The 11,163-nt window shown below is 70.4% G+C and carries 11 protein-coding genes and 1 pseudogene; 5 read left to right on the forward strand and 7 right to left on the reverse strand.

What is annotated here, in order from left to right; genetic code table 11:
- Positions 1 to 18: 18 nt before the first annotated feature.
- Both AB0H56_RS23070 and AB0H56_RS23075 read right to left on the reverse strand, forming a co-directional pair.
- Positions 19 to 777: an alpha/beta fold hydrolase gene (locus AB0H56_RS23070; RefSeq protein WP_357166826.1), complete on the reverse strand. Its 759-nt coding sequence runs from the start codon at positions 775 to 777 to the stop codon at positions 19 to 21.
- A 42-nt stretch (positions 778 to 819) separates the two neighbouring features.
- Positions 820 to 1,689 (reverse strand): SAM-dependent methyltransferase, encoded by an 870-nt coding sequence (locus tag AB0H56_RS23075; protein ID WP_357166829.1) that lies wholly within the window; start codon positions 1,687 to 1,689, stop codon positions 820 to 822.
- A 443-nt stretch (positions 1,690 to 2,132) separates the two neighbouring features.
- Here AB0H56_RS23075 and AB0H56_RS23080 point away from each other — a divergent pair, with 443 nt between their 5' ends.
- Positions 2,133 to 2,432, forward strand: coding sequence for a hypothetical protein (locus AB0H56_RS23080; protein WP_357166831.1), 300 nt, complete (start codon positions 2,133 to 2,135; stop codon positions 2,430 to 2,432).
- Positions 2,433 to 2,561: 129 nt separating this feature from the next.
- Positions 2,562 to 2,858 carry a DUF4242 domain-containing protein gene (locus AB0H56_RS23085; RefSeq protein WP_357166834.1) on the forward strand — a complete coding sequence of 99 codons (297 nt, stop codon included), beginning with the start codon at positions 2,562 to 2,564 and terminating at the stop codon, positions 2,856 to 2,858.
- On the opposite strand, the gene AB0H56_RS23090 is transcribed toward AB0H56_RS23085, so the two are convergent.
- Positions 2,855 to 5,737 carry an AAA family ATPase gene (locus tag AB0H56_RS23090; protein ID WP_357166837.1) on the reverse strand — a complete coding sequence of 961 codons (2,883 nt, stop codon included), beginning with the start codon at positions 5,735 to 5,737 and terminating at the stop codon, positions 2,855 to 2,857. The two genes, AB0H56_RS23085 and AB0H56_RS23090, sit on opposite strands and share 4 nt — an antisense overlap.
- A gap of 154 nt (positions 5,738 to 5,891) precedes the next feature.
- Here AB0H56_RS23090 and AB0H56_RS23095 point away from each other — a divergent pair, with 154 nt between their 5' ends.
- Together AB0H56_RS23095 and AB0H56_RS23100 are read left to right on the forward strand one after the other, a co-directional pair.
- The gene (locus tag AB0H56_RS23095; protein ID WP_357166840.1) at positions 5,892 to 7,268 is read left to right on the forward strand and encodes an FAD-binding oxidoreductase; all 1,377 of its coding nucleotides are present in this window, start codon (positions 5,892 to 5,894) and stop codon (positions 7,266 to 7,268) included.
- 41 nt (positions 7,269 to 7,309) lie between these two features.
- Positions 7,310 to 8,293: a hypothetical protein gene (locus AB0H56_RS23100; RefSeq protein ID WP_357166843.1), complete on the forward strand. Its 984-nt coding sequence runs from the start codon at positions 7,310 to 7,312 to the stop codon at positions 8,291 to 8,293.
- Here AB0H56_RS23100 and AB0H56_RS23105 read toward each other — a convergent pair.
- Positions 8,278 to 8,739 (reverse strand): MarR family transcriptional regulator, encoded by a 462-nt coding sequence (locus AB0H56_RS23105; protein ID WP_357166846.1) that lies wholly within the window; start codon positions 8,737 to 8,739, stop codon positions 8,278 to 8,280. The two genes, AB0H56_RS23100 and AB0H56_RS23105, sit on opposite strands and share 16 nt — an antisense overlap.
- Positions 8,740 to 9,003: 264 nt before the next feature.
- Positions 9,004 to 9,225, reverse strand: coding sequence for a hypothetical protein (locus AB0H56_RS23110; protein ID WP_357166849.1), 222 nt, complete (start codon positions 9,223 to 9,225; stop codon positions 9,004 to 9,006).
- Positions 9,226 to 9,250: 25 nt separating this feature from the next.
- Between AB0H56_RS23110 and AB0H56_RS23115 the strand changes: the two genes are divergently transcribed.
- A complete protein-coding gene (locus AB0H56_RS23115; RefSeq protein WP_357166852.1) occupies positions 9,251 to 9,742 on the forward strand; it encodes a hypothetical protein in 492 nt (163 codons plus the stop codon).
- Positions 9,743 to 9,805: 63 nt separating this feature from the next.
- Here AB0H56_RS23115 and AB0H56_RS23120 read toward each other — a convergent pair whose 3' ends face one another.
- Positions 9,806 to 10,486, reverse strand: a complete 681-nt coding sequence (locus AB0H56_RS23120; RefSeq protein ID WP_357166855.1) for a cyclase family protein — start codon at positions 10,484 to 10,486, stop codon at positions 9,806 to 9,808.
- Positions 10,487 to 10,539: 53 nt separating this feature from the next.
- Positions 10,540 to 11,163, reverse strand: a pseudogene (locus AB0H56_RS23125) (hypothetical protein); the annotation flags it as partial.

The following is an 11,163-nucleotide window of genomic DNA, read 5'->3' on the forward strand; positions in this document are numbered from 1 at the left end:
CCACCCGGTCGTGCGCGGCTACACCGACAGCGCTCGCGCGCAGTGCTCGCGGATCAGCTGCCCGACGGCCTCGCCGTTGGCGTCGATGAAGAAATGGCCGCCGGGAAACGTTGTCGCGGAGAAGCTTCCGGATGTGTGCGCGCCCCAGCCCGCGAGCTGGGCCGCATCCACATCCGGATCGCGATCGCCCGCCAGCGCGACGAGCGGACTGCCGACCCGCGCGTCCGGTTCGCATTCATAGGTCTCGATGGCGCGGTAGTCGTTGCGGACGACAGCCAGGATCAGCTGCCGGAACTCGGGCTCCGCCAGCAGCGCCGCAGGCGTGCCGCCGAACTGCAGCAGGTGATCACACAGCGCGCGGTCGCCGAGCTGATGCATGCGCAGCGCCGGGAGTGCCGCCGAGGGCGCGCGCCTGCCGGAGGCGAACAGCACCCGCGCGCTCACCCCGAGATCCCGCTCGAGCCGCCTGCACGCCTCGAAGGCGACGACCGAGCCCATACTGTGCCCGAAGACGGAGAAATCCCCCGCGCTCGCGGCCGCATCCTTCACCTCGGGAAGCATGCCGTCGACGAGGTCGGCAACGGTGCCAACGAGCGGCTCCTGGCGCCGGTCCTGGCGCCCCGGATACTGGACGGCGAGGACGTTGTAGTCGGCGCCCAGAGATCTGGCCAGGGGGCCGAAGGAGATGGCGGAACCACCGGCGTGCGGAAAGCAGAACACCGTGTGTGCCCCGTCGCGCGGGGTGGGGGACAGGCGACGTAGCCAGCTGTTGCCCATGGGGCGCATAGCCTTTCGTTGGAAGAGAACGGAGCTCGTGAGTCAGCGGCTCGCCGTGGTGTGGCTGAGCCGCACCACCGAACTCCACGGCTTCCACGTGCTGCGCAGCGGCTTGCGGGGATCCGGCTGCGGGAACAGCGTCACCGGCTTCATGAACCAGGGCAGCCGGTGGAACCGGTGCGCGGCCGCGACCAGCACTTCCACGTCGTCGGCGGTCCAGCCGAGGTCGGCGAAGAAGCGCAGCGGATCGACCGGACCGAAGTGCCATGGCGCGTTGGCGAGCAGTTCGGAGGTGGCCTTGTTCATCCGCCGCACCAGCGCCTCGTTGTTGACATCCAGTGTCCACCACCCGATTTCAGGACGGGCGAAGGCGGCGGCCAAGCTGCTGACATTGTCTTCGGTGAGGTAGTACACCAGGCCCTCGGTGAGCACGAGCGCGCGCTGCGCCCCGGCGAGGGCTTCGTCGAGAAACGCGTCGCGGGCCGCGGGGTCGGCGAGATCCACGGCCGTGCGGGTCAGCGCGCAGCGCGGCGACTCCTCGGCCAGCAGCTCGTTCTTCTCCGCGACCAAGGCCGGGAGATCGCCTTCCACCCACGGGAATTCGGCGGGCAGATCCAGCCGGTACGGGCGGGTGTCCATGCCGGCGGCCAGGTTGAGCACCCGGTCGCAGCCCTGCGCGACGGACTTCGTGATGAGATCGTCGATGAGTTTGGTGCGGGTGACCAGATTCCAGCCGTTGTGCATCAGGCGGGGCGTGCCGGCGGCGATGGCGCGGCCCCGTTCACCGGCCACGCGATCGGCGAGGGGATCGTGGAAAAGCGCGTCGGGACGGGCGGATTCGATCGCGCGGAAGGCAGCCACCCAGCGGGCGGTGTCGGAAACGTTCGAAACAAGATCAACGGTCTCGGCCATCAGTGCAGTCTCGCACAGCGTACGAAACGATGCCCATCGGTCGGGTTCAGTGCTGTCCGGCCCGCTCGGAGCATCGAAAGGTGTTGCGACAGAAGGAATGCTGTCGTGGCGATCGGAATCGCTGGTGCGGATTTCGCCGGGTCGTATCGTCCGATCATGTTTGCTGTCCCTGCACCGAGGGCGGCAGCAAACCATCGGCGGCTCGGTGTGCCGAGAACGGGTGGCAGCCGATCCGGGCCGAAGTCGCGCCGTCGAACGATGGTCGCGGGCATCGCCTGTCGGACTCGGCAAACATTGCCGAAGATTTGCGGATATCGAGATTTTCGGAGTCCGGGCAGATCCGGGCGCCGGGTCGGCGCCGAACACGAGACGAGCGGAACAGCTCCGGGTGCCCGGAGTCGTCACCGTCCGGACAGCTGGACACCGAAACCTCGAGGATTCCGATGGTCGCCGACGCGCACCCCGTCATCGTCACTGTTCCGACCGACGCTCCATGCGTGGATCCGCCGGGCGAGGAGCGCGACGAACCGCCACCCTGGACCGCGCCTGCCCTGCTGCTGTCGATCCTGATGCTCGGCGCCGACCTGGTCGCCCTGATCCCGCTCGGCGAATGGATGACCGACTACGGCATCATCCCCGTCTGCACCGTGTACCTGCTGCACGTGCTCCTCACCATGGCACTGGCGGCCTGGACGGTGATCCGGCTGCCCGCCCGGTACCTCGACATCGACGCCGACGACTGAGCGAGGCCGCGCGGTGCCGACCGTTGAACACCGAGGGCGGGCCTTGGTACGTTGAAGTCGAGGTCGGGACCACCGTTCGGGCCGGTGTACCGCACGGCCGCCGCCCGAGCACGATCAAAGGGCGTTGCGATGCCGGTATTCATGGTGGAGCGGCAATTCGCCGAACAGCTCGAGGTGGCCCCGGAGACCGCCGCGGAGATCAACCGGATCAATGACGAGTTCGGCGTGCGCTGGCTCAGTTCCTTCCTGTCCCTGGACAAACGCAAGACGTTCTGCCTCTACGAGGCCGACAACGTCGAGGCGATCCGCGCCGCCGCGGTCCGCGCCGGCATCCCGGCCGACGCCATCATGGAACTGTCCGGCACGATCTCGCCGGACGGCGCCTTCGCGCCCGTGTCGACGGCGGACGGGCGGGCAGTCGGCTAGAGCAGTCCGTGCTCGGCCGCGAAGATCGCGGCCCTGGTGCGGTTGGGGGCGGCGGTCTTGATCAGGATGCTGCGCACATGATTGGCGGCGGTGTTGGCGCTGATGAACAAGCGCTCACCGATCTCGCGATTGGACAGCCCGTCGGCGACCAGCCGGAGCACCTCCACCTCACGCTCGGTCAGCCCGTTCGGTAGACAGGCGCGCTCGACCCGGGGCGCCGGGTCCGCCTCCAGCTCCCGCAGGATGCGGCGGTGCCCGATCCGTCGTGCGAGCGCGCGTGCCTCGGTGGCCAGATCGATGGCGGCGGGGCCGGGCCCGGCATCGGACCGGCGGGCCCGGTGCCGGTACCAGGCCGCCAAGGTCTCGGCCTGGTGGGTCAGCGCGCCCATCCGGCGGTCCATCGCGAGCGCGCGCTCGAAATGGGTGTCGGCGCTCGGCAGACCGAGCACGGAGTCGAGCTCGGCGACATAGCGATCCGCGCTCCCGAACACCGCGACGCTCGCGCCCGCCATCAGATTGGCTCCGGCGTACTCGGCCACCAGTGGGCGCAGCGTCGCCGCCACCGCGGTGTCGTCGAGCCGGGCCGCGGCCTCCGCGGCGAAGGCCAGCACCCCCGCCCATTGCGCGCCGAACCGGTGGTCGCCGAGCCGATCGCACAGGTGGGTCAGCAGCCGCTCGGCGGGCTGCCACATCTCGAGTTCCGTGTACAGGGCCAACAGGCCGGGCAGCCAGTGCTCGTCGAAACTCTCCCGCCCGGTGATGAGCGAACGAACCTGGTCGAGCCCGCCGGTGACCCGTCGGAGCATGAACTGCTGCACGCCCCACGATCCCTCGGTGGCGCCGCCGAACTCGTGGGTGAACTGGTCGTCGAGCCAATCGCTGATCCGCTCGGCGCCCGCGAAATCACCGACCGCGAACCGGTGCGCGCAGCGCGAGCAGCCGGAGACGTACCGGAAGAACGGCTGGCCCCGAGTCAGCGCCAGCTCGGTCAGATCGCGCTGGGCGCTGCTCCAGGTCGGCTCGTCGCCGAGCAGGTAGGCGAACACCGCACGGTGAAAGGCGGCCGGGCCCCGGTAGTCGTCGTCGCCGAGGCGCGCGCCGAGGTCGTTGAGCTCGATCGCCCTGGCCAGCAGCTCGGGCGCCAGATCGGGGCGGATCCCCTGCCACAGTGTCGTGCACAGGGCGTGCGCGAGCAGCTCGGGATCGCCGATCGCCCTGGCCCGCGCCAGCGCGTCGTCGCCGATCCGGCGTGCGCGCGGGGCATCGCCGGTGAACGACACGGCCCGCCCCATGCTCGCGTGCGCGCGCACCGACAGCGGATCGTCGGGGTCCAGCGCCGCGGCCCGTAGCGCCTCGCTCAGCAGGGCCAGTGTGCGCCTGCCGCTCGCGGAGGGTCGCCACGACGCGTTCTCGTGCCCGATCGCGGCGGCCAGCCGGACGCGGGGGTCGCTGTCGGTGGCGAGCTCCTCGTAGAGCAGGCGGGCGGTCGGGAAGTCGCCGCCGTGCAGGTGACAGCGCGCCGCCGCGGAGAGGAGCTCGACCCTGGTCGGTCCGTGCCCGGCGTGCGCCTGCGCGGCGCGTTCGTAGAGCGCCGCCGCCTCGCGCTGGGCGATGCCGCGCTCGGCCTGACGGGCGGAGAGGACGAGATAGTGGACGGCCTTGTCCGCGTGGCCGAGCGCACGGGCCCGGAAGAAGTGGTGCGCCAGCGCGGCCACCCGGGTAGGGTCGCGCTGTTCGATCGCCAGCGCGACCCGCGCGTGCGCGGCCGCGAGCTCACCCGCCGACATCCGGTCGAGGACGGCCTGGCGAGCGAGCGCGTGCGCGAAGCGATACTCGCCGTCCGCGGCGCCCGTGACGAGAAGTCCGGCGCGCACGCCGACATCGATGCCGGCGAGGACCGTGTCGGAGTCGCCGCCGTCGGCGAGAAGCTCGGGGTCGACGGTGTCACCGGCGACAGCCGCCAGCTCGATCACCCGCGCGTGCTCGACCTCGAAGGCCGCGAGCCGCCGGGCCAGCGCGTCCTGCACCGATCGCGGTGCGGCGCCACCGGATCGCACCGCGTCCAGGCCGCCCCGGCTCGCCAGGTCATGCCAGTACTCCCGGAGGAAGAAGGGGTTGCCTCCGGTGTGATCACGCAGGACGGGCGCCGCGGAGCGGGCCGCCCCGGGCGACACCCCGGCCGCCCGGACGAGGTACTCGGCGACCTCCTCGGTACTGAGCCCGACGAGGTCGATCCGGGCGACACCGTCGAGGCGGTACAGATCGGCGAGGGCGAAGCCGACCGCGTCCGTGCGGTCCGGCGCGGTGGTCCGCACGGTCGCCAGCACGAGCAGCCGCTCCCCGGCCGTGGACTCGACCAGATGGGTCAGCATCGCCAGCGTCGGCTCCGACGCCCAGTGCAGATCCTCCAGCACCAGCACCAGGGCGGAGCGTTCGGCGAGCGCCAGCAACACCCGCAGGAGGGCGTCGAAGAGGGCGGGTCGGGAGTCCCGGTCGTCCGGAACCGGTTGGGCCGACGGCCAATACCGCGACACGGCCGGCGTGAGCCGCAACAGCGGCGCGGCCGCCGCGGGCGCGATCGCCCGCAGTACGTCCGGCGGGGTCTGCTCGATCGCCTGCTCGAGGATCGCGACGAAGGGCCGGTAGGGGATGTCGAGATCCTGGCGGCACGCGCCGGTGAGCACCGTGGCGCCGTGTGCCCGCAGTGCGGCGGCCGCCTCGCTCACCAGCCGGGTCTTGCCGACACCCGGCTCGCCGCCCACGAACACGACCTGCCGTCGGTCGCTCTCGACCGCGGCCCAGACGGCTTCGAGTCGCGCGACCTCCGCGCGGCGGCCGACGAAGGTCGTGCCGCTGCTCGGCGTCGCCGATTCCGTCACTTCTCGACCATAGCCGGATTCGGCGGCCACCGAGATAGTCCGATCTGACCCCCTGTCACCTGCGCCGATTCGATCAGATCAGGTCAGGCGCGCGATGCGGGCGCTCCGTAGCGTCCCAGGTGAGCAAGCCCGACGAGTACCCCAGGGAGCGGAAATGAACGGCACACCGGCACTGACCATGCTCGAAGCGGTCCGCGGGGAGGTGATCACGGCGCGCTCACCCGGCTACGACCAGGCCCGCTCGGTCTACAACGGGATGATCGACCGCACCCCGCTCGCCGTCGTCGGCGCGGTCGACGTCGCCGACGTGCGCACCGCCGTCGGCGCCGCCAGGGAGAGCGGACTCGACCTCGCCGTGCGCGGCGGCGCGCACAGCGTGCCCGGGTTCGGCACCGTCGACGACGGCATCGTCCTGGATCTCGGCGCGATGAAAGGAATCCGTATCGATCCCGAGCGCCGGATCGCCCGCGTCCAGGGCGGGTGCACCTGGGGCGACTTCGACCACGCCGCGCACACCTTCGGACTCGCCACCACCGGCGGCATCATCTCGACCACCGGCGTCACCGGACTGACCCTCGGCGGCGGCATCGGCTACCTCGCCCGCGCCCACGGGCTCTCCATCGACAACCTGCGTTCCGCCGATGTCGTCCTGGCCGACGGCACCTTCGTGACCGCGAACGCGACCGAACACCCCGACCTGTTCTGGGCACTGCGCGGTGGCGGCGGCAATTTCGGGGTGGTGACCGAGATGGAGTTCGACCTCCACCCGGTCGACACCATCTACGGCGGACCCATGTTCTTCGAACTCGACGCCGCCGACGAGCTGCTGCGGACCTACCGCGACTGGATCGCCACGGCCCCCCGCGCCATGGGCGCCTTCCCGGCCTTCCAGATCGCCCCACCACTCCCGTTCATCCCGGAGGACAGGGTCGGTGAGCCCTTCCTGCTCATCGTCTCGTGCTTCAACGGCGGCGACGCGGAGGGCGAAGCGCTGCTCGCGGAGCTGCGCGCGGTCGCGGCGCCGGTCGCCGAGCACGTCGGCCGGATGCCCTACCCGGCCCTGAACAGCGCGTTCGACGGGCTGCTTCCGGCCGGATTGCAGCACTACTGGAAGGCGGCGTTCCAGCCCGAGCTCACCGACGGCGCCCTCGCCGCGCATCTCGCGTTCGGCCCCAAGGTCCCCACCGTGCAGTCCACCATGCACCTCTACCCGATCGACGGCGCCGTGCACGACGTCGCGGTGGACGCCACCGCGTTCGCCTACCGCACCGCGAACTTCGCCCCCGTCATCGCGGGCATGTGGCCGGATCCGAGCGACAACGAATCCCATGTCGCGTGGGTGCGCGACTACTACGCGGCGCTCGAACCGCACACCGCCGACGGCGGCTACATCAACTTCATGGCCGCCGACGACCAGAACCGCATCCGCGCCAACTATGGCCCGAACTACGACCGCCTGGCGGCGATCAAGCAGATCTACGACCCGGGCAACCTCTTCCATCTCAACCAGAACATCGTCCCGGCCGGGTAGGGCAACCCGTCCGGAAGCCTGACGGGGGCTACCGCTCGGGAGTGCGCTGCCGTGCGGAGGTCGGTGGGTGCGCGATCGACGGCGTGGGACGGGTCGGCGTCGTCGAGGTCGGGGGTGTGGTCGTCGTCCGGGGTGGAAACGCGGTGGTCGTCTTCGGCGGGGGTGGGGAGGCGGGTGTCGTGGTGGGGTGCGCGGTCGTGGTCGTCGTACGGGGCCGAGTGGTCGGCGGAGCCGAAGAGGAGGTCGACGGCGGCCGGAGCGTCGTGGTCGACGGCGGCTCCGTGGTCGTCGTTGTGTGCGGCGGTGGTGTCGTCGGGTCGGGGGACGGGACGGTGCTGGTCGACGGGGGAGTCGACGCCGTGACCGTGCTCGGATCGGCGGTCACCGTGGCTGTCGGTGGGAGCGTGACGGTCACCGTCGAGGTCGGGCCAGCCGGATCCGGGAACCGCACGGTGGGTGGGCTGTGGATCGAAAGACTCACTGTGGCAGAGAAACTCGCGCTGACCGACATGCCCGCCGAGGTCTCCGTGGGGCTGTCTGTGGGGACGGGAGTCGTCTCTGGTGTCGCGGTCGCCGTGTTCGTCGGTTCGGCAGTCGGCTGGGGTGTTTCGGTGTCGGTGCCCGCCGTTTCATTCGAGGCGGGTGCCTCGGCCGGAGCGGTTGCCTCCTCCGCCGGAACGGGAGTCTCGCCCGGTGCCGGTTCCCCTCTGGAAGCGGGCTGCTCACCCGGCGCGGGGTCCACACCCGGAGCGTCGATGGGCGGGGTGGGGTCGGTCTTCGCGGGCTCGGCGGGGGTACATGAGGTGCCGTTCGCCCGCGACGGCGGGCTCGTATCCGCCCCGGCCGCGATCGCCAACCCGATCGCCGCCGTCACCAGGGCAGCGGTGACGCCCGCGCGCGACAGCTGCCGCCGCAGCCGTTCGGACGCTGATTCTTCGCTGTTGTCGACGGTGCGCATCCGAACTCCTGCTTTCTCCCGGCAACTGTCGCGACCGTGGGCCGGTCGGTCTCATGGCCTCGGATAGGGATCCACGTCGCGCAGTCGTTCGCGATGGACTTTTTGCAGTTCGCCCGCGCGGGTGAGAAAATCGGCGATTATTTCTAGTTCGTCGGCGTCGTAATAGGTGAGCAACATTTTGTAGCTCTCGACAATCATGGGCACGACGAGTTCCTGAATACGGTGCGCCGCGAGTTCGGTGGCCATCACGATCACCCGGCGGCGATCCGTCGGGTGCAGCGAGCGGGTGATGTAGCCCTGCTTCTCCAGCCGGTTGAGCATGACCGTGACGCCCGCCGCGGTGAGGCCGAGCCGTTCGGCCAGCCTTCCCGGCGTCGTCGGCTGCTCGCTCTCGAGCAGGACGATCTCCAGTGCGCGGCGGTCGGTTTCGTTCACGCCGAGCACTCTGATCATTTCGCGGGACAGATCTTCGACGGTTCCGTGATAGAACTCCAGCGCTCGCTTGAGCTGCACCGAGATCCGGGCGGGTTCGCTTGTCGTCGGGCACACAGGCTTTCCCATCGATCACTTGAAACCTGAAGGACATGCACTGTACGACACGGGGTCGGCGCGATGGTGCGCATTTCGGGCTCAAACCTCAAGCGGGGCAACCATTGTCGGCGTGATGGTCGCGGGTTCGGCGGGCGGCGAGCGGACCGGGTCGCCGACGCGACCCGGCCCGGTCCGAACCACCGCGGACGGTCGGCGATCATCGTGCCGCGCCGCCCCGCGGCGGGCCTAGGTGACGGTCGTGGTGGTGAGGGTCGGCGACGGGTTCGGGTAGCACGAGGTCGCGACATTGCCGACGAAGGAGACGTTGGTCGTCATCGTCATGCCGGGACTGGTGTAGCTCGTGCCCGCGTACTTGCTGGTGATCGGCGTGCCCGCGGCGCCGGCGGTGACGTTGACGGTCACCGCGGGCGGGGTGAAGCTGGTGCCGCCGGCGATCGGACCCGGCACGGTCAGCACCACGTTCCCGCCCGAGGTGGAGACGCTGCCCGCGACGGTGCCGCCGGATGCCGTCGCCGAGACCAATGTCGAATTCGCCGGCGTCGGAATGGTCATCTTGAGATTGCTGATGTTGTTCACGGTGAACCCGGAGGCCGAGCTGGGCACCGACGAGGCGCCCGGCGTGATGGTGATGGCCACCGCGGAACCCGAGGCCGCCGACGCCGGTGCGGTGCCGGTGACGGTGGTGTTCATGCTCGAGGTCTGGCCGATGCCGAGGACGGTGCCCCGGCAGCTCCAGTTCACACTGACGGGCGCCGCATTCACCGGCGCGGCCAGACAAAAGACGGTAGCGACGGCCACCGGCGCGAGAAAGCCGGCGCGGAACAGGGAAGAGGTCGATCTCATGGCGATCTCCAGAATTATCGAGCAGCGGTGTGACGGGTTGTCGAACCGCAAATTGGGGTGTTCAGAAAATATAGCCTGCCCGTATCTTTCCGTGGTCGAAATCGTAAATTGTCCAGGGTGAAAATATCACTAGTCACTATTAGTTGTTTATTCCGAATAGTTAATTCCGGAAAAATGTACGTCGCTATTGCCGGAACGGCGTCCCGCCGTGTCCGTGCCCGATCCGGGCCACCGCGCGGATCGGGGCGCCGTCCCCGCCGCGCAACGGCAGCGGGAACAGCGACACCTCGATCGGTTCGCCCGCCGCCTGCGCGGCGACCAGTTCGTCGAGCGCGGTGAGGTTCTCGGCGATCACCGCGTGCGCACCGCACAGGATCCGGTGTGCGGGCAGGGTGAGGTCGTCGGTCTCGGACGGGTCGATGCTCGGGGCGTCGACGCCGACGGTCCGAATGCCGTTGTCCACCAGCAGTTGTGCGGCATCCGGGTGGAGGTAGGGGTGGGCGAGGTATTCCGCCGTTCCCCACCTCGACGACCACCCGGTGGCGATCAGCACGATCGCGCCGGGTGTCAGGTCGATGTCGAACAGCGCGGGCCCGATCGCGGTCCGCGCCGGCACGGACCGGGCGTCCACGATCCGGGCCGGCCCGACGAAGCGGTCGAGCGGCAGTTCGTCGATCGCGGGCAGGCGGTCATCGAGGTGGGCCGGGGCGTCGACATGGGTTCCGGATTGTGAACCGAGATGCAGGCGCAGCACGTTCACGCCGTCCACCGCGACCCGCAGCGCCGGTTCCAGTCGCACCTCGGGATCACCCGGGAACACGGGCATGCCGGTGTGGATCGGCCGGGTCAGATCGATCAGGCGCACGCCGTCAGGATACGAGGCCTACCGAACCGGCCTGCGGACCGCGTTCGCGAGGATCACGCACGCGGGCCGAAGAACTCCGCGCGGGCGGCATCGACGCGAGCCTGGGCTTGGGCGGCGCCTTGGAAACTGACCGCCGCCGATCCGCCACCGGCCAGGCCGAGCGCGAGCAGACCACCGATCACCGACAGCAGCTTCGGCTCGGGGAGGATGCCGGTGTCGCTGGTGGGTGCGACCTCGTGCGCGGGCGCCGCGGGCCCGCCGCCGGATGCCGGTGCGGGCGCGGCCGGTGGCGCGCCGGGCGCGCCGGGCGCGGGCGAACCGGGGGAGTCGCCGGGAGCGGATCCGGCGGGAGGTGCGGAGCCGCCGCCGCCACCGGGCGCACCGCTACCCGGTCCGCCGCCGGGCCCCGCGGTGTCCGGCGGGCCGGTCTCCGGCTCAGGTTGGGCGGGTGCCGCCGGCGCCGGTTGCGGGGCAGGGGCCGTGCCGGGGTTCGGATTGCCGCCGGGGTCTCCTGGGTTGCTTTGGTTGCCGCCGCCGTTGCCTTGGTTGCCGTTCCCGTTGCCGGGGTTCTGGTTGCCGTTGTTGCTTTGGTTGCCGCCGCCGTTGCCTTGGTTGCCGTTCCCGCTGCCAGGGTTCTGGTTGCCGTTGTTGCTTTGGTTGCCGCCGCCGTTGCCTTG

The organism is Nocardia sp. NPDC050717, from assembly GCF_040654275.1.
GTDB lineage: Bacteria > Actinomycetota > Actinomycetes > Mycobacteriales > Mycobacteriaceae > Nocardia.